Origin of the sequence: Paenibacillus sp. FSL R5-0527, from assembly GCF_038008055.1 — a bacterium.
In the GTDB taxonomy this organism is placed as follows: domain Bacteria; phylum Bacillota; class Bacilli; order Paenibacillales; family Paenibacillaceae; genus Fontibacillus; species Fontibacillus macerans.
The window spans coordinates 3,737,480-3,757,060 of record NZ_JBBOYI010000001.1; the positions used below are offsets into that span (position 1 = coordinate 3,737,480).

Annotated in this window: 14 protein-coding genes; all 14 read left to right on the forward strand. The window is 54.7% G+C overall.

The window, feature by feature from the left end; translation table 11 throughout:
• The first annotated feature begins 264 nt into the window (after positions 1-264).
• The 14 genes from NYE69_RS16370 (at position 265) to NYE69_RS16435 (ending at position 19,573) form a co-directional block, all read left to right on the forward strand.
• The gene (locus tag NYE69_RS16370; RefSeq protein ID WP_340927052.1) at positions 265-1,203 is read left to right on the forward strand and encodes a toxin Cry1Ac domain D-VI-related protein; all 939 of its coding nucleotides are present in this window, start codon (positions 265-267) and stop codon (positions 1,201-1,203) included.
• Positions 1,204-1,595: 392 nt separating this feature from the next.
• On the forward strand, positions 1,596-2,141 hold the full coding sequence (locus tag NYE69_RS16375) for a GrpB family protein (protein ID WP_340927054.1): 546 nt from the start codon (positions 1,596-1,598) through the stop codon (positions 2,139-2,141).
• A 24-nt stretch (positions 2,142-2,165) separates the two neighbouring features.
• Positions 2,166-3,056, forward strand: coding sequence for a PhzF family phenazine biosynthesis protein (locus NYE69_RS16380; protein ID WP_340927055.1), 891 nt, complete (start codon positions 2,166-2,168; stop codon positions 3,054-3,056).
• 465 nt (positions 3,057-3,521) lie between these two features.
• Complete coding sequence (locus NYE69_RS16385; protein ID WP_326045729.1) at positions 3,522-4,799, forward strand: IS110 family transposase; 1,278 nt, start codon at positions 3,522-3,524, stop codon at positions 4,797-4,799.
• A 963-nt stretch (positions 4,800-5,762) separates the two neighbouring features.
• A complete protein-coding gene (locus NYE69_RS16390) occupies positions 5,763-6,779 on the forward strand; it encodes an NAD-dependent epimerase/dehydratase family protein (RefSeq protein WP_326045046.1) in 1,017 nt (338 codons plus the stop codon).
• Positions 6,779-7,852 (forward strand): dihydrodipicolinate synthase family protein, encoded by a 1,074-nt coding sequence (locus tag NYE69_RS16395; RefSeq protein WP_340927057.1) that lies wholly within the window; start codon positions 6,779-6,781, stop codon positions 7,850-7,852. The genes NYE69_RS16390 and NYE69_RS16395 overlap by 1 nt, the downstream gene beginning before the upstream one ends.
• 45 nt (positions 7,853-7,897) lie before the next feature.
• Positions 7,898-9,994 (forward strand): alginate lyase family protein, encoded by a 2,097-nt coding sequence (locus tag NYE69_RS16400; RefSeq protein WP_340927059.1) that lies wholly within the window; start codon positions 7,898-7,900, stop codon positions 9,992-9,994.
• 227 nt (positions 9,995-10,221) lie between these two features.
• Positions 10,222-11,613, forward strand: coding sequence for an ABC transporter substrate-binding protein (locus NYE69_RS16405; protein ID WP_430115217.1), 1,392 nt, complete (start codon positions 10,222-10,224; stop codon positions 11,611-11,613).
• 20 nt (positions 11,614-11,633) lie between these two features.
• Positions 11,634-12,593: a carbohydrate ABC transporter permease gene (locus NYE69_RS16410; protein ID WP_326045042.1), complete on the forward strand. Its 960-nt coding sequence runs from the start codon at positions 11,634-11,636 to the stop codon at positions 12,591-12,593.
• 39 nt (positions 12,594-12,632) lie between these two features.
• Positions 12,633-13,457: a carbohydrate ABC transporter permease gene (locus tag NYE69_RS16415; protein ID WP_328272449.1), complete on the forward strand. Its 825-nt coding sequence runs from the start codon at positions 12,633-12,635 to the stop codon at positions 13,455-13,457.
• A 1,184-nt stretch (positions 13,458-14,641) separates the two neighbouring features.
• The gene (locus tag NYE69_RS16420; protein ID WP_326045040.1) at positions 14,642-15,640 is read left to right on the forward strand and encodes a Gfo/Idh/MocA family protein; all 999 of its coding nucleotides are present in this window, start codon (positions 14,642-14,644) and stop codon (positions 15,638-15,640) included.
• On the forward strand, positions 15,624-16,796 hold the full coding sequence (locus NYE69_RS16425) for a sugar phosphate isomerase/epimerase family protein (RefSeq protein WP_340927061.1): 1,173 nt from the start codon (positions 15,624-15,626) through the stop codon (positions 16,794-16,796). Before NYE69_RS16420 ends, NYE69_RS16425 begins: the two co-directional genes overlap by 17 nt.
• Before the next feature lie 46 nt (positions 16,797-16,842).
• On the forward strand, positions 16,843-18,171 hold the full coding sequence (locus NYE69_RS16430; protein WP_340927063.1) for a transcriptional regulator: 1,329 nt from the start codon (positions 16,843-16,845) through the stop codon (positions 18,169-18,171).
• Between the two features lie 103 nt (positions 18,172-18,274).
• Complete coding sequence (locus NYE69_RS16435; RefSeq protein WP_340927065.1) at positions 18,275-19,573, forward strand: hypothetical protein; 1,299 nt, start codon at positions 18,275-18,277, stop codon at positions 19,571-19,573.
• Positions 19,574-19,581 lie beyond the last annotated feature (8 nt).

The following is a 19,581-nucleotide window of genomic DNA, read 5'->3' on the forward strand; positions in this document are numbered from 1 at the left end:
TATAATCATGGCAGAAGCCTTAAGGCCGCAACCGACCCAACCTGGGATATGAGTATCTAAGGATGGGTCGTTTTCGTTTATCGTATTTTACTGATGAAACTTTGAAATCGTCTCTTGCAGCTCTAGAAAATATTTGGTAATGTTAATTTATTACTTTTTACCTATAAATCCTTGGAAGTCCGAGAGTCTTAAGTCATTGAGATAGGACTGCCAGGCTTGTAGTGACGCCTCGCGCTAGTTACATCATTATAAGGAGAATGGAACATGAAGAAAGCACCAATCATTGCTATTGCATTTGCGTTAATAGTAGTGTGTGTGGCCGGTTTTATGGTTTGGAAAATTAACGATGATAAAGTGAAAAAAGAGATGGCTATCCTAGCAGATATTTCTAGTATTCAAGAACAGGTAAACACCCTTTATCAAGACGAACAAAAAAAGAATTTGGCTGATCCGATTGACAAAGATATGATCCAAAGAGTACATAAATTATTTGCAGCCTATGATAATAAAGAGCTATCTCCCGAAGCTTCCGCACTATTAGCCAAAGCCTCTTCGGACATAAGCGATGTAGATAAGATGTATGCTTTAAAGCAGAGCATAGATAATCTGTTCGACGAGAATGGAGCCATCGTGGAGTCACCTGACATAAAGTCCAGCAAAAGCCAGCTGGAGGCATTGAAGTCGGATAAGCCGGCCTTTGTAGATGAATTAACGATTAAAATAAATGAGGCTGAAAGTCAATTCAAACAAATCTCGGCAGCAACCAAGAAGGTGGATTCATTATTTACATCATCAGAAAAAACGGCTGTCAAAAAATCCATCAAACAAACCGAAATTAACGAGGCAAAAGCAAGTGTAAAAAAGATTAAACAACATAAAGCAAAAACAGATTTATTGTCGTATGTACAAGTTGCTGACGTATATCTGGATGCCAAGATAAAAGCAGAAGCAAAGGCAAAGGCCGAAGCGGAAGCTAAAGAAAGAGCTACAGCCCAAAAAAATTCTTCTTCTAAAAAATCTAATGACTCTTTAGATCTTAAAGGATGGGTACCCTATAGTACAGGGGATGCAGCCACCTTGCTGAAATATCTAGCATCGGGTGATGTTGTTGAATATAACGGCCAATATTGGGCTTCTCCAGAATTGGTAAATATGATGGCGAACGAAGAGGTTGTATATATTCATGATATAGCAAATGATTAGAACAAGCCTATCAGCAAACATGCTGTAACAATAGTGTAACGAAAAGGCGGCAAACCTTGCATTCAAGACATTTCTTGAGCTAGGGCTTGCCGCTTTCTTTCGTTATGCAGACCAATTTGCTCTCTTATGCTTTCATAGCCTTAGAGAAATATTTTTTTCGTGATACCATAGACTAAGATTACTATAAAACCTGGAATTATTCTGAGCAATAGAAGCCTGATCGCATCTGATGGTCAAATTTGGGGTGGAATCGTTGACGAAATATGCTGGAACCGGATGTGAGGGGACTTCCGCCCCTTTAGCAATATGGGTTTGAGTGGAATTTGGAATTGTATATGAGAAGGGCGGCACAAGGTAGATCAACGGAGTTGTAAAAAAAGGAGCTGTTAAACATGGAGGACCAATGGAAAATAGCCAAGTATGATCCGGCATGGAAAGATTTATTTTGGCAGCTTGGCGCCAGGTTGAGAAGTGCGCTTCAAGAAACGGCGTTACGCATCGATCATGTTGGCTCGACGTCGATTGCAGGAATGGACGCCAAGCCGATTATCGATATCCAAATATCCGTTGCCGTTTTGGAGGATGAACTCAGCTATCGCGATAAAATCGAATCATTGGGATTTCAATGGAGAAACGATAACCCGGACAAGTCCAAACGCTATTTTCGCGAAGTGCCCGGGAGCAGAAGAACGCATATTCATGTAAGGCGCGCCGGGAGTTTTGCGGAACAAATGACGTTGCTTTTTAGAGATTATTTAAGGGAGCATCCGGAGGATGGCCGGAAATACGCCGATGAGAAGCATCGGCTGATGAAATTGTTCGCGCATGACCGTGCCAAGTATGTGGAAGGCAAGGGCCCCATCGTATGGGAGATATTGCACCGGGCCCATCTCTGGTCGCAAGAAACCGGATGGCAACCGGGAGAACCTGATGCGTAAACCGGAATGTTTGGAGGAGAAAACGTGAAGAAAGTAAAAGTTCTGCATTATGACGCCTTTTCATCCGTTGTCAATCAAGGAAATCCGGCGGGGGTGGTGCTGGACTGCCAAGGTTTGAACGAAGACGACATGCTCCGCATTGCGGGGAAAGTCGGATTTAATGAAACCGTATTTGTCCTGAAGTCGGACAAAGCGGATTTAAGGCTAAAGTATTTTACGCCCGGACACGAAATGAACTTATGCGGTCATGCGACGGTCGGCGCGTTATATTGCCTTAGAACCCGGGGGTTGCTGGAGGACAAAAACAACTTCCATATCGAAACCAATGTTGGCGTGCTGCCCGTTTTTTTTGAAAATAAGGGTGAACAGATTTTGATTACAATGCAGCAAGACGCTCCCCGCTTTATTCCGTTTGAAGGGGATGTACGGAAATTGGCCGAATCGATCGGCTTGACTAAGGAAGAGCTCGATCTTTCCAAACCGATCGTGTACGGCAGCACGGGAACATGGACGTTGTTGATTCCTATCAAGAAGTTAAGCAAGTTTAAAACCATGCAGCCCCGTAACGAGGATTTTCCTCAGATTTTGGCCGAAAATCCGCGGTCATCCGTACATCCGATTTGTTTTCAAACGTACGACGGGGAGGCCATGATGCATGCGCGGCATTTTTCTTCACCTTTTTCCGGTACGGTGGAGGATCCGGTCACCGGCACAGCTTCCGGCGTGATGGGGGCATATTACCTGAAGTATATCAACGAGCGGCTGCCTTCGCTGGAATTTGCGGTTGAACAAGGCCAGGAAATAGACAGGGACGGCAGAGTTTGGGTGAGAGCGGTGCGCAATGGCGGCAGTATGGATGTTTTTATATCGGGAACGGGAGTGTTTGTAAAAGAAATGGAAGTCGATCTGGAATAAAGGAGACGGAAACGCTATATAACTAGACGCCTTGGCCAGCAGAGACGCAGCTCTCTTGGCCGGGCGTTTTTTATTGGGCGGGAGAAACGAAACATTGGTTTGAGGCGAAGCCTAGCGGACATGGGGGACGTTATTTGTTCCCAAAACAGGGGGGCAAAAGTTTTAACGGACCCAGATGATTTTATTCCCCACTGGCGTTGCATAAACTCAAGCTCTCGCACAAGACAACTTGTTGCCTTGATACATTTCAGTTTTCCCGCAAAGGCTTAGGTGTGCGAATTAAAAATAGGTTTGCAGGAAATCTAACGGTTGTAGCAGCGGCTATTTTCCGGAAAAGGACCTTTTCAAAATTCTAAACATTCCTGTGTAGGTTAAGATTTCGTCTTTGAAAAAAACAGGAGCGCCTCGTATGATAGGGGTGTCGACGGGTCAAAAGCCCTTAAAACCTATCAGGAGGCGCTTACTATGAAGTCTACTCGAATTCAAACCACAAATCAACGGATTGAACGAATTACCATGCAGCATGCGATCATCGGGATTGACATCGCCAAGGATGTTCATGCCGCCCAAGTGACCGATTTTCGGGGGCGTGTCCTGACACCACGCCATCTGTCGTTCGCAAACACGCGGGAAGGCTTTGAGAAGCTTCTGCGCTGGACGTGTGACGTACAGGACAAACACCATCTATCCTCACTCATCGTCGGCATGGAGCCCACAGGCCACTATTGGTTCAATCTCGCGAATTGGTTACGGGAGCAAGGGATCACGGTGGTACTGGTGAACCCGGTAACAGTGCATCGTAATAAGGAAAATCGCGACAATTGCCCGTCCAAGAACGATCCCAAGGATGCATTGAACATTGCCGACGTAGTTAGCCGAGGCTTCTACACGGACTATACGCCAGAGGCGGCTGTTTTCAAACGACTCAAGGCGGTTATGAGTGATCGAGAATTTTGGGTCAAGCAGCAGGTGAGCCTGGGAAATCGCATTATCCGCTGGATCGATCTGAAGTTTCCGGAATTCCGTTCGGTCTTCCCGGATTGGACAGTTTTGCGTTCTCTGGCGTCGCTCCGCGCCTTTCCGTTGCCGTCCGACTTGCAGGGTCTTCGTACGGATGACGTGATCGAAGCTTGGCGTGAGCAAGGGATGAAACGTGCGGGCGGAGTAAGTGGCAAAGCGAAGGCCGCCCGGCTTCTTCTGGTGGCTGCACATAGTATCGGCGATATACAGGCACTTGAAGAAGCGCGGCGTGACCTGCAGCGTTTGCTGGATGCGTATGAATATGCCGTCAAGTCGCTTGAGGAGATCGAGCAGGAAGTCAAGAAGTTACTAGGCTGTATTCCGCTAGCTGGGCAGTTGCGAAGTATTAAAGGCCTTGGAACCATAACGATCGCGGCCCTTCTGGCTTGTGCCGGAGATTTGCGTAACTATGCCCATGGGCGTCAACTGCTGCGCCGGGCCGGTCTGAATCTAGCGGAACGTACTTCGGGCAAGTTCAAAGGACAGATCAAGCTCTCCAAGCGCGGGGACAGCATGCTTCGCAAGTATCTCTACCTGGGCGTGCTGGGCTTGGTTGGCCAACATCCGGACTTTAAGCGATGGCATGAGTACAACCTGAAGAAAGGAATGAAGAAGATGGCTTCAATCACCAAGTTAATCGGCAAACTCGCTCGAATCCTCATTGGCATGGTTCAGAAGGGGGAACCGTATCGCTCCGAGATAGCGGTCCACCGAGTCGCCTAGCCTAAATCTATTGACGTAACCGAGCCTGGCTGATAATCCGTCGTCATACGAAGATTGACTCGTTCGCAGGATTCGAACAAAGAAAGCAACACAGAACCGAGTTTCGCAACCGTAAGGGCAAATGACCCATCTTTTAAACGCAATCGGTCTCCACGCCTTGGACAGGTACAACGAAGGAATGTAAGGGCGAAGACCCGTAGAGACATGGGAGGGTGAACCTCCAGGGGCCGAGTGGAGGGTGCAGGAAACCATTTTTTGGAGAAGTGCAAAGATGCACGACTTCTGTTCCTGCACACCCTTTTGCAAGAAACCACGGCTTTTTGTCCGGAGCTCCCCCATCTCTTCGCTTTTCAAGGTAGCGAAATCCTGCGAATAAGTGAGTATTCGTGAGAAAACTTCTTAAATACGAGGGACGGTTGTGAGCGTTGTTATTTGCCTGATTCTAAGCCAAAATAGCCGGATTTCAGTGAAATAAGCGCCATGGCAACCGTTAGAATTTGAAGTCAACGTTTTTGGAACAAATAGCGCTTGTGGCAACCGTTAGAATATTGGTGTGGCTAGAAAATGTATCTTGTCAGATCAGATTTGACGCAACACTAGTGCTTATACCCTATGAATTCTCCCCCATAGACTTATCCGGAGCCATATAAGGTTTTCCGGGTCCGCTACAGCGAGAAATACCCGGGAAATGAGCGAATAAGCTCTTTCCGGTCCGTTAGGTTTTCGCACTGGTTTAGTACTTGGGAAGTCCGCCTCGAAATATGGAGCCGCCAGGCGGCCGACAGTCATCTAAGCATGGCCCCGGACTACGCACCGTACGCATAGAGAGAAGTTCGCAAGGCCTTACACAGCACAGGCAATTTAGGACGATATATGGTCGTTGTCTCGTATTCCCGCCGCTTCTAACATAAAGGTAACGCAGCAGGATTTGAAAAAAACAGTTGCGCGGAAGAGGTGGGAGCTGTGAAAACGGTAAATGAGCTGGAGCAGTGTTTAAGCGAGCCGTCCGACCGGCTTGTTCGGGACCTGGCCAAACTGGACGGCGATTTCCTGATCCTGGGCGTCGGCGGCAAAATGGGACCGAGCCTGGCGAAGCTGCTCCGGCGGGGGCTGGCGGCGGCCGGTAAAACGGCCAAAATCACGGGGGTGTCCCGGTTCTCGTCGGGGGGCCTGAGGGGCGAACTGGAAGCGGCCGGGATCGCTACGCTGGCGGCCGATCTGCTTGATGAGCAAGCGCTGGCCGGTTTGCCGGAAGCGCAAAACGTCATTTACATGGCCGGCAATAAATTCGGGACGACCGGCCGCGAATATTTCACCTGGGCGATGAATGCGTATTTGCCGGGGCGGGTGGCCGAAAAGTACAAAACCTCGCGGATCGTGGCTTTTTCGTCCGGGAACATTTATCCGCTGACCGACATTAAGCTTGGCGGGGCATCGGAGGATACCGCGCCGTCGCCAGTCGGCGAGTATGCGCAGTCCTGTCTGGGGCGGGAGCGGGTATTCGAATATTTTTCCCGGAAAAACGGGACTCCGCTATTAAACTTCCGTTTAAATTATGCAATCGATATGCGGTACGGCGTGCTGCTCGAGGTTGCCAAGGCGGTCAAGGAAGGCAGGCCCATCGACCTGAACATGGGAATGGTCAACGTGATCTGGCAGGGGGATGCCAACGAAATGGCCATCCGTTCGCTGCTGCTTTGCGTATCGCCTCCGGTCACGCTGAACGTAACCGGCCCGGAAACGGTATCGGTGCGCTGGCTGGCCGAGCGGTTTGGCGATGCTTTTGGCGTGAAGCCGGTTTTCACCGGCGAAGAGCAGCCGACCGCGCTGCTTAGCAACGCCTCGGCCGCCCATGCCCAATTGGGTTATCCGCGGGTATCGCTCCGGCAGATGATCGAATGGACGGCGGGATGGGTGGAAGCCGGAGGAGAGACGCTCAGCAAGCCAACGCATTTTCAGGAACGGGCAGGTGCGTTTTGATGGAGGAAAATTTAAAACCCGAAATTCACCAGCTGCTGCATCGCGGGACCGTGATTCCGGCCCATCCGCTGGCGCTCGATGCCGGCCGCCGGCTTGATGAACGGAGACAACGGGCGTTAACGCGGTATTATATGGCGTCCGGGAGCGGCGGCATCGCCGTAGGCGTCCATACGACGCAGTTCGAAATCCGGGAACCCGGGATCGATCTGTATGAGCCGGTGCTGCGGCTTGCCGCCGAGGAAGTGGAGCGGGCGCGGCTAGACCGCCCGTTCATTAAAGTGGCGGGGATCTGCGGGCCCACCGGGCAAGCGGTGCGCGAAGCAGAAACGGCCGCCGGGCTGGGCTACGACTTGGGTCTGGTCAGTAACGGCGGGCTCATAGACTTGAGCGAAGCGGAGCTGATCCGCCGCTGCGAAAAGGTATCGTCGGTCATTCCGGTGTTTGGTTTTTATTTGCAGCCGGCGGTCGGCGGCAAGCGGCTCAGCTATGCGTTTTGGCGGGAGCTGGCGGAGCTTCCCGGAGTGAAGGCGATCAAGATCGCGCCGTTCAACCGGTACCAGACGCTGGATGTCGTCCGCGCGGTGTGCGAGTCGAGCCGCGGAGACGACATTGCGCTATACACGGGTAACGACGACAACATTGTGGCCGATCTGCTGACGGCGTACCGGTTTCGGAGCACGGACGGACAATGGACGGAGAAAAAAATCGCCGGTGGCCTTCTAGGGCACTGGGCGGTGTGGACGTCGAAGGCGGTGGAGCTATTGGAGGAAATCATCGCGCTGCGCGAGCGGGGGGAAGCCCCTTCCGCCGAATGGCTGAGCCGGGGAGTCGGGATCACCGACGCGAATGCGGCTTTTTTTGACGCGGCGAACGGGTTCCAGGGCTGCATTCCCGGCATTCACGAAGTGCTGCGGCGGCAAGGGCTGCTGGCGGGCAACTGGTGCCTCAATCCGGACGAACAATTGTCGCCGGGACAAATTGAAGAGATTGAACGCGTCTATCGCGCATATCCTGATCTTAACGACGATGAGTTTGTCCTGCGGCATTTGGCCGAATGGCTGAATGAAGCGTAGGCTACCGTTTTCGGACAAAAAGCCTAACTACGAAAAAGGAGGCGGATGAAGCCGGTGTTGCCAAACGATACCGCGGCGGGAAAGAAATCTCTGGAGGCGAGGCGTTTTTACTGGAAGGAGGAGGATCGCGGGTTTATTGCGGACGCTTGCCGCAAGCATTGGCCGGAGGAAGTGCGGGAGGTGATTCACCGTGCCGAACTGGCCTGCCGGAACACGTTTATTTTCACCCATCGCTGGGATATGGAGCGCTGCGAGGAGGAGGTCGTGTTTCCGGGGCGGATCGACTGGAATTACCGTCACCGTGGCGACCTGGAGTGGCTGGTGATGCTGAACCGGGCGAGATATATGGGCGAGCTGGGGCAAGCCTATTGGCTCACCGGGGAAGAGCGGTTTGCGGAAGGCTATATTCGCTTGCTGAAGGATTGGATGACGCAAAACCCGCTGACCGAGGAAGAAGTGCGGGCCAGCGCCGACCGGGCCTATAACGTAAAAGACACCTGGCGCAAGCTGGACAGCGGCATCCGGATCACGCACTGGTTGAAGGGGTACTATTGCGTCCGCGTCTCCAGGCTTTGGGGAAAAGAGGAGGAGGCGTTGTTCAAGGAAGCGGTCCGCCGGCACGGCATGTACCTGAGTCTCGCCTATACGCCGCATGATAGACAGAGCAATTGGGGGTTTTTGGAGACAAACGGTTTGTTTCAGCTGGCGTTGCTGTTCCCCGAGGTTGAAGGTGCGGACGAGCGGCTGAGGGCGGCGATCCGGCGGTTTGAAGAGATGTGCCCGCTGCAGGTGTTCGAAGACGGGCTGCATAACGAGCAGTGCAGCATGTACCACCACGAGGTGCTGCACTGTCTGTTCGAGTCGGTGTGGCTCGGGGAGTTGAACGGTGTGCCGCTGCCGCCCGTCCTGAAGGACACCTTGAACCGGATGTACACCGCTTCGCTGGCGCTCGTGCAGCCGAACGGGCGTCAGCCGGCCTTAAGCGACAGCGACGCGACGGACATCCGCGATGTGCTGGCGCGAGGCGCGGTTTTGTTTGGGCGCGGCGATTTGAAGTCGCAAGGGTACGAAACTCTCGATTATGAAGGAATTTGGTTTTTCGGCCCCAAAGGCTTCGCCGGTTACGAGCGGCTTCCGGCCCGGGAGCCGGAATTTGCCTCAATAGGGCTGGAGCAAAGCGGCTATGTCTTTATGCGCAGCGATTGGCGCCGCTCGGCCCGCTATTTGACGTTCGACGCCGGGCATATGGACGTGATCCGGGCGCACGGACACGACGACCTGCTGCATATCAATTTGTTCGCCTACGGCCGGGAGTTCCTGACCGATCCCGGGCGCTGCACGTACATGGAAAATGCGTACCGCCAATATTTCAAGGAGTCGCTTCAGCACAATACGTTATCCGTCGACGGCAGGACCGTTTCAACCTACGTGGACTCCTGGAAATGGCGGGACCCGGCCCGCCCGCTTGATGCCTGGTGGCGGCTCACGCCGGAATACGATTATGCGCAGGCCGGTCATGACGGGTACTGGCGTTTGCCGCATCCGGTGCAGGTGCTGCGGCAAATTTTGTTCGTCAAACCGGATTACTGGATCGTGGTCGATACTTGCCGGGCGCATGGCGAGACGGTGCATGACTATAGGCTCCCGTTTCATTTTGCCGAGGGGCTGGAGGTGAGCTTTGAGGAGGACGGCCTTGCCAAAGCCTGCTCCCCGAACGGAAGCGGACCTTTGCTGCGCTTGATCCCGCTGGGGCAAGTGAAGATGGAGACGGAGCCGTGCTGGATTTCCCGGAATTACAACGAGAAAACCTTCTCGAGCAGGCTCGTATTCCGGCAAAAGGGGAGCGGCTTCACCAAATTCGTGACGGTGCTGTATCCGGCCAGGACCGCTGAAGAAGCCGCGCCCTCGGTGCGGGAGCTGGAAGTGCTGGACAGCTACGGCAACAAAGTTGCACCGCATCTGGCTACGGCTTTGTCGGTGGCGCGCGAAGGCGAAGACGGTGGGGAAGATGCGGTTTTGTTCTCCCATCAGGGGCCGCGCGGCTACCGGTTTGCCGGTGTCCATCTGAGCGGCGACGTGCTGCTGGTGCGGAAAACCGCCACGCCCGGCGATGCGTCCCGGACCTACATCGTGAAGGTTTGACGGGCCGGTATGCTAGCGTATTTCTGCGGTTCTGATAGGACGCTCCTCCTACTCCTTTTTGCGATGAAATTTTTTAGGTCGTTTTAAGGACGTTCACCTTTAGTAAGAGCGCAAGTACTTTGAAAATAAGGAAACCACACTCGCCAAGGATACTATAGAAAAAATAACAAGGGGTGGAAATTCGACCTGGGGGGATGCACATGGAACGGCTGATCATCAAACGGCTGATGGGTAAACGGGCGGGCCTTTTATTAACTTTTTCATTGATATTCGCACTGTTCATATCAGCCTGTTCGGGCGGCGGCGGAAGCGGGGCGGCCACGGGAAATAGCGGCGGACCGGGCGGGCAGGCCGGGCAGCAAAACCAGGGGCAGAAGGGGGCAGGCGGGGCTGCGGAAACGGTGGAGCTTCGGCTCGGGTATTATTCTTCCGCGCAGACGGACGCCAAAATGCAGGAGCTGATCGGCAAATTCCAGGAAAAGCATCCGAACATTAAGATCAAAACGGAATCTTCGCCGTACAATCAATTTTTCCAAAAGCTCGATACCCAGATCGCCGCCGAAAGCGCCCCCGATGTCTGGCTGTCCGACGGCGTGTTCGTGCCGAAATACGCGGAGCGCGGTGTGCTCAAGGATCTGACCGACCTGATCGATCGGGACCTGGGCAAGGACGACTATTACGGCCTCGACTTCAACAAAGACGTAAACGGCAAATACTGGGGCGTCCCGCAAGGCATCCAGATCGCGGTGCTGTACTATAACAAAGACATGTTCGATGAGGCCGGCGTCGCCTACCCGACCGGGGATTGGACCTGGGATGATCTCAAGGCGGCCGCCGAAAAGCTAACGAAGGATTCCGCCGGAGCTTATGCGACCGATGCCGCTTTCGACAAAAACAAAATCAGCCAGTACGGCCTGACGTTTTTCAGCATTACCGAAGGCTGGATGACCGTGCTGAAATCGTACGGGGGCGGCGTGCTCGACGAAACGTTAACGAAGTCCATTATCAATACGCCGGAAAACAAGCGGGCGATGGAATGGATCGTCGACGGCATGCAGCGCGAATGGTTCACGGCGCCTTCGGATTTAAAAAGCTTCCAGAGCAACATGGCTCCGTTCCCGAGCAAAGCGGCGGCGATGCGGATCGGCATTTACGCCCGTACGATCGACGCCAACAACGCGGGGTTGAACTACGATGTGACCCTGCTGCCGAAGGGGCCGGATGGCAAACGCTTTGCTCCGGTCATCGCCAACTCGTGGGTGATCAACAAGAAAGCGGAAGGCGCCAAAGGGGACGCGGCCTGGGAATGGGTGAAATATTGGGCGACGGAAGACGAGGTGCAAAACGAATGGGCGTCGCTCGGCGAAGCGGTTCCGGTGAAAAAATCGGCGGCCAACTCCGAGCGCTTTTTAAGCGGCAAACCCGACAACAAGCAGGCGTTCCTGGACAGCTTCGAATTCGCCGGGACGCTGGACGTCAACGCGGTCTGGAGCGAATGGGTCGGAAAGTTCGGCGACAGCGTCAACCGGGCGTTTGAAGGCGAGATCGGCGTCGACGAGGCGCTGAGCCAGGCGGATAAGGACGTGCAGCAGGTGCTGGACGAATTTTATAAGAACTAGACGGAAAGCGCGTGATAAGCATGTTGAAAAAAACGGAAACCGTGCGGACCGAAGGCGGGCAGAAGTCCGCCCGCGTCCGCCAAAAACGGCTTAACAACGATGGCCAATGGGGACTCCTGATGGTGACCCCTTATCTCGTGCATTTTATCGTGTTTGTGCTGGGCTCGCTGCTGGCGTCTCTCTATTTCAGCTTTTCCAAGTACGATATTTTGAACCCGCCGCAGTGGACGGGGCTGGACAATTACCGGAAGCTGCTAAGTGAGCCGGTGTTTTGGAAAGCGCTGGGGAACACCGTTTATTTTACGGTTTTGTTCGTGCCGCTGCAGACGGTGCTGGCATTGATTTTGGCCGTGGCGCTGAACCAGAAGCTCAAAGGGTTGAAGTTTTTTCGGCTGGCGCATTTTTTGCCGGTGATCTCCTCCTGGACGGTCATCATGTACGTGTCCGACGCAGTGTTCAATCCGCGGTTCGGCTTTGCCAACGCACTGCTGCAAACCATCGGCCTGACGCCGCAAAAATGGCTGCAGGATGAGCATCTCGTCATTCCGCTGCTCGTGCTGATCGCGGTGTGGAAGGGGATCGGCTACATTATGGTCATTTACCTGGCAGGCCTGCAGAACGTCCCTTCCGATGTATATGAAGCCGCGGAAATCGACGGCGCGGGCACGCTGCAAAAGTTCCGCCGGATCACGGTGCCGCTGATCTCGGGCACGACGTTTCTGGTGCTGATCATGAGCACGATTTCGACGTTTCAGGCGTTCGAGCAAATTTACGTCATGACCGGCGGAGCGCTGGACGCTTCGTCCGCGGGCGGTCCGAACAAGGCCAGCCTGGTGCTGATGATCTACCTGTATCAGGAAGGTTTCTCGTTCCTGCGCATGGGCTACGCCTCGGCGATCGCCTGGGTGCTGTTCGTGATCCTGTTTTTGCTGACGGTCGTACAAATGTCGCTGCAGAAAAAGTGGGTGCATTACGAATGAGAAAAGACGCCGAAGCGGGAAAGAAGGGGGGGCCGGCGCATGAAATGGAACCGTTGGCGGGGCGCCGTGGGATATGCGGTGATGATATTAAGCTCGCTGGTGATGCTCACGCCTTTTTTGACCACGCTGTTTAATTCCTTGAAAAGTTATGCCCAATATACAAAGGTGCCCCCGGAATGGATTCCTTCGCCCGTGCAGTGGAGCAACTATGCCGAAGTATGGAAAATGGGACCGTTCGGACAGTATACGCTAAACAGCGTCATCATCACGGTATTGTCGGTCGTTGGCGCGCTGATTTCCTGCTCTATGGTGGCGTTCGCTTTTGCCAGACTGAAATTTCCTTTGAAAAACACGCTGTTCCTCGTCGTACTCGGGACAATGATGATTCCGCCGGTCGTGCTCATTATTCCGCAGTTTGTCATCTTCAAATCGCTGCATATGCTGGATACGCTGACCCCGCTGTGGATTATCGAATGGCTGGCCCAGCCGTTCGGGATCTTCCTGATGCGCCAGGCTTTCCTCGGCATCCCGCGCGATTACGAGGAGTCCGCCCGGCTCGACGGCTGCAACCCGTTCCAGATTTACCTGCGCATCTTTATGCCGATGTGCAAACCGACCTTTGCGACGCTGGCGGTGTTCACGTTTATGACGAAGTGGAACGAAATTTTGTCCCCGGCGATCTTCCTCACCTCCAAAGAAAACTTCACCCTGCCGATCGGCATTTTGTCCATGGCCGGCCAATGGTCGGGAAACGAGCAGTACATGGTCGCCGCCGCGCTGATGAGCCTGATCCCGATCCTGCTCGTGTTTTTGTTCGCGGAGAAATATTTTGTGCAGGGCAGCAACTCCGCGGGGATTAAGTAGGCCGGTGGAGTTGTGCCGGGGCAGCAATTCTGCCGGGATCAAATAGGCCGGGAGAATTCCGCCAGGGCAGCTGCTCCGCTGGGATAAGCAGGGCAGAGGAAGTAGTCCAGGGGAGCAACTCCGCAGAGAATAAGTAGGGCCGGCGGAGTGGCGCCGGGGCAGTAATTCTGCCAGGACAGCAGCTTCGCCGGTATTAAGTAACGTGAGCGCGATTCAAGCCAAATATAACGGAAAAAAATGTCGCTATTTTGGCGATGTTCCCCATTTTGAGAGTAATAGAGGCAATTTTTGCCGCTATTTGCTTTGAATTGCAAGGAAATGACCACTTTTGCACCGTTCGTTGGAATATAAGGACATAAAATGTCGCTAAGGGCGTAAACATGCTGCGATTTGGAAAATAGGGCCATAAATTGCCGCTATTTTTTTGGGGCTCATTCGTTGAACTACAGTACGGGTGGCTAATGGACTCAAACGACCTTATTAGCCCGAAAAAACGGCGTTTCAACTTCTAGCAACGGACCGGAGTGCTCTTATTTGCCCAAAATGGGTGGGAAAAGTGCGTTTAAATGTCAAATAAGCATTAGCGTTGCATTAAATCTGACAAGATATATTTTCTAGCCCATACCAATATTCTAACGGTTGCCACAAGCGCTATTTGCTCCAAAAACGTTGATTTCAAATTGTAACGGTTGCCATGGCGCTTATTTCGCTTAAATCCGGCTATTTTAGCTTATACAGGCAATTAACGACGCTTACAACCGTTAGAATTTGGAAAAAGCCTTTTCTCGTAAAATAGCAACCGCTACAACCGTTAGATTTCCGGGGAGCTTTTTTTGGGAAATCTTTAGCAAAAGTTAATGCAACGCTAGTGGCAAATAAGGTCTCTAGTGTCCTCCGGTGTCCTCTGGTGTTCGTTACATCCGGAAAACTCGTGGTTTCGGCGAAATAGCGGCGCTGGAGTCCGTTAGAATAGGCCGCAAAGCTTCAAAGACGGGTCGAGTTGAGAAATGAGCCGCACCGGAGCGGTACTGTGAAATGTAGCATGAACCATACCACATGAACTGTGCGTGAACTATAGAATGAACTCTGCGTGAACTATACAATGAACTCTGCATGAACTATACCATGGACCGAGTCGGGAACCGCAACGTAACCATATATATTTTGGCCGGGGAGGGAACAGGATGGCCTACCGGGTGGCCCTGATCGGGGCGGGCATCATATCGGAAAATCATTTGGATGCGATCGTGCAGTTGGGTCCGGAGCGGCTAACTGCCGTGGCCGTGGCGGACATCGATGAGGCGAAAGGCCGTGCGGCTGCGGAAAAATACGGCCTCGCCTTCTACGCCGGCTACCGGGAGATGATCCGCGAACAGCGGCCGGATATCGTGATCATTGCGCTGCCGCATTATCTGCATGAAGAATGCGCCGTTTTCTGCGCTGCGCACGGCTGCCATCTGTTGCTGGAGAAGCCGATGGCCTTGAGCGTGGCCCAGTGCAACGCGATCTTGGCCGCCGCAAGCGCGGCCGGGGTTAAGTTGATGGTCGGCCACACCCAGCATTACTTGCCGTCTAACTTGCGGGCCAAAGCCCTTATCCGCAGCGGGCGGCTAGGAAAGTTGGTGGCGATCCACGATACGCGGCACCTGCCTTATTTTGGCGGCGGCCGGCCCTGCTGGTTTTTCGAGAAGGCTAAGGCCGGAGGCGGAATCATGATGAATATTGGCGCCCATTCGATCGACAAAATTCAGTGGCTTAGCGGCAGCCGCATCCGCAAGGTAAAAGCCAACCTCAGTTATGAAGGCAGGTTCGGTGATGTGGAAGGAAGCGGCGTGGTTTTTGCGGAGACGGCAAGCGGCCTGGGGGCGGTCATCGTCCAGTCCGGGTACGAAGGCGTGGCCAAAGACGAAACCGAGCTAATCTTCACCGGCGGAATGGCGAAGTTAATTTCCGCCAGAGGGCTGTGGATCAGCCGGAACGGACAGTATGAGCCGGTTGCGGGCAGCAATCGCGGCGATTCCGCAGACCCGTTTTGCCTCCAGCTTCAGGATTTGCTGCAGGCCATCGAGCGCGATGCGGAGCCGGACTGCTCCGGCGCTTACGCCCGGTCCGTTATCGCTGCGCTCGAAGCGGTGTACCGTTCGCATGAAACGGGGGTGGAACAAATTGTGGGAAGCCCGTAAGCCGCATGAAGATCACCAGCGCTATTTAATCGATGCGCCGCCGGATACACTGGGGGCATCGGACACGCAGGATGCAGCGTGTGCACCGGACACGCAGGAGGCGCGGTGTGCACCGAACACGTTGGATATAGCGTGTGCACCGAACACGCAAGATACGCCGGGCGCATCGGACACGTTAGATACACCGGACGTACCAATCACGTTGAGTATGCTGGATGTCCCGTCCCCCCAAATTTCCCTTGAGCCCGGCGGCAGCAACATGAAGTTCAGCCTCTGCTCGACGGGGCTGAAATCGCTGACGCTGGAGGAGGTGCTCGCCGCGTGCGAGCAGCTGGGGCTGCAAGGCACCGAGCTGTGGATCGGCCATCTCGAAGACTTCGCGCACCGAGGCGGCACATCCGCCGATCTCCGCCGGCTCCTTGCCAGGCATCGGTTAGCCGTTCCGGCGATCAGCGAGTACACGTATTTTTCCCGGAGCGACAGCGAATCCGAACGGGAAGTAACCCGCATCAGCCAAGCGGCGGAGTGGGCCGCGGCGATCGGTTGCCCGCGAATCCGTACGTTCGCGGGGCACCTGGCTTCGCGGGAGGCGAGCGGCGAGCAGTGGAGCCGGGCCTTTATCGGCTTGGATAAAGCGCTAAACGCTTGCCGCGGGCAGGGAGTTAAGCTGGCGGTGGAAATCCACAACGGTACGTTCGCTGATACGGCGGACTCCCTTGCGGCGCTGCTTGGGCAAGAGGGGCAACCCAGGCAAATAAGACAACCCAAGCAACCCAAGCAACCCAAGCAACCCAACCAACTCAACCAACTCAAGCACCCCAAGCACCTCAGGCCACCCGGGGAGCTTGAGCTGATTTACGACGGCTTTAATCTGTTTGTCGACCGGCTTGATCCGCTGCCGGTGTTGAAGCGGTTTTACGGCTCCATCACGCATGTACACTTTAAGGACTACCGCTGGAACCGCGACAACTGGGCGTTAAGCAAGCCGGTTCCCGTGCTGCAGGGCGATGCGGACCACCGCTCCATTTTGAAGGAACTGCGGGCTCAAGGTTACGGCGGGTTTACTTCTTTTGAATATTTCGGGGAGGATGTTCTGGAGCTAACGCGGCAGTCGTACGCCGAAGTTAGGGACTACTTGTCCCGCACGACTGTCTGAACCGAAAAGGTCCATACAAGCAGCCAAAGCGGAGGTGACGGCCGTCATGAACATGAAGGTGGCGGTGATTGGCCCGCACGATCTGGTGGAAACGGTGCTTCAGGCGGGCGAAGTTTTTCCTGAGTTGTCCATGTTTCCCGCGCCTTATCCGCATGAGCAGGATACGCTGAACGTCGTCGCCGGCGTGCGGGAACGGGCGGATATTTTGCTGTTTACCGGTCCGATCCCTTACCAGTTGGCGCTCGATAGCGATCCCGGGCTGCCGATGGTGCATGTGCATTATTCCGGAACCGCGCTGTACAAGGTGCTGTTTGATTTTTTCCGGCGTCGGCCGGCGGCCTTTGACGAGGAGGTCCGCATCAGCGTCGATGTGCTTCAAACGCAAGAGCTGGCCGAACAGCTCGACGAGCTGGGCCTAACGCGCCGGCAAATCCACGTGAAATCCTACGCTTCCGGAATCCGTCATGACGACCTGGTCGCTTTTCATTACGATTTATGGAAAAAAGGCTGCGTGACCGCCACCGTCACCTGTGTGACCTCGGTTTACCAGCAGCTGTCCGAGTTGGGCGTTCCCGCTTTCCGCGTCATCCCCACCCGCTCGTCGATCCGCGACTACCTCAGCCGGGCGCTGCTCGAAGGGAAAAGCCTGCGGCTTAGCCGCACGCAAATCGCCATCGGCATTTTAAGCATCGACCATTATGAGCAGGTGCTTAAGGAGGCGGTCTCCGAATACGATATCCAGCGCAAAAAAATCGTGCTCCAGCAAATTTTGGTCGATTTCGGTGAGGCGACGCAGTCGCTGATCAAATGGAACGATTCGGGAGAAGCCTCTTTTATTACGACGCACGGCATCATCGAGCAGGTGACCCGGAAATTTCAGGAGGCCCCGCTGCTGCTGGAGGTGATGGAACGGCTGCAGTGGAACGCCAGCATCGGCATCGGGCTCGGCCGGACGGCCAACGAAGCGGAAGGAAAAGCGCGGGAAGCGCTGCAGAAAGCGAAGGCGGGGGGCGGGGGCAACTGCTTTTTGATGATGCAGGACGGTCTCGTTTACGGGCCGCTGGGATCGGAGCTGACTTTAAAATATTCGGCGCGCAGCGAAGACCCGGAGCTGATCTCCCTGGCGAAAAAAGCGGGGCTTAGCGTCGGCACGATCAACAAGCTGATTTCGCTCTGCCGCCGGCTGGGCACTTCGACCCTGACCGCCGCGCAGCTGGCGGAGGGCTTCGGCATTACGCTGCGCAGCGCGCGGCGGATTATGGCCGCGCTCGAAAAGTACGGCATCGCCTCGATCGTAGGCGAGGAACAGCCGGTGGGGCGCGGCCGACCAAGGCAAATTTATACGCTCAACCTGGAAAATCTCCGTTCGGAGTAAACCGCCGAATTGGTTGCAAATGTTAAAAATTTGCCGGAACAAGGATACGGCCGGCCATTTCTGAATACACATCTTCAAGAACCTAATAACAGAGGGGATGAGGATGATTAACCGCCTTATTTTGCCGGCCGGTCCGCCGCGGATTTCACGGGAGGACGCGGTGCGGATACGCCGCGATTACGAACGGTTCAGCGAAACGGGGCTGCCGGAGCGGCTCGAACGCTATTTGCTCGAGCAATACGGACTGGATGTATCTTCACATTATGGACCGCGCCCGATCAAAAATCCTTTCGGCAAAGCCTCGGGCCAATTGTCGCTCAGCGCCTACCAGGTCCAAGCCGATGCGGAAGCGGGACTCGGCTTCGTTGTGCTCAAAACGGTCATCGCGGAGGACGAGCAGGGCGAACGCTCGATGAAGGAATGGGCCGTCAAGGAAACGCGGATGGAAGTGGGCCGGATCGTCGGCAAAGAAACGGGAGAGCCGGGCTGGAACGTAACCTGGCAGGGCCGGGGCTGGCACGGCAGTTTTGACGAGTATTTGAGTTTCGTTCGGGAAGCGCTGCAGCTCGGGCGGGAACGGGGAACCGTGGTCGTGCCGTCCTGTAAATACCATCTGCCTGCCATTGGCGAGGATTTTCGGCTGGACGAATACCGTTATACAACGCGGCGCTTGGCGCAAGTCTGGAAGGAGGCCGGCGAAGCCGGTCCGCTTCAGCTGGAGAAAGATTTCAGCCCGACCCTGGCCGGTTCGGACCGGGCCGCCCAGCGCCCGGCGATTATACGCTGGCTCAGGGAGGTGCCGACAGCGATCCGGTCGGCGCTGCCGGACGGGGATATCCGGCTGGGCATCAAGCTGATGAACACGCTGTTCGATGACGAGTTCCAATTGCGGACGGTAAGGACACTGGTGGAAGAAGGGGCTGCCGGGGCGGATTATATCGTTTACGCGAACCGGCTGTACGACTCCGGCCGGCCGGCTGCCGGCGGCGGCAAAGCCGGGGCGGCCTATGGCGGACCGGACCTCAGCGCGCGCAATCTGCGGATTTTGTCCGGGCTGCGCCGGCTGGAGCTGCAAGGCGAGCTGCCGTTCCCCGTGCCCGTCCTGTCGGGAACGGGCGACGTGCACTCCGGCAAAATGGCGCTGGAATATGCGCTGCGCGGCGTTGCGAGCCTGCAGATGCATACGTTGTTTCAATTGCCGGGCGACGCTTACAGCATGAAGCGGGGCTCCAAAACGCAGCGCGCGCTGCATGAATTATTTTTCCATCCCGATGTAGGATTGGTTGCTTGGATGCTTCATTTGCGCGAAACGGGCGAAATCGCCGGCCGCGGCGGGACAGCTTCATTCCTTGAGGTGACGAATTGGTATCGGGACCGGGGACGCGCTTTTTTTCTGGAGTAGAAAAAGAA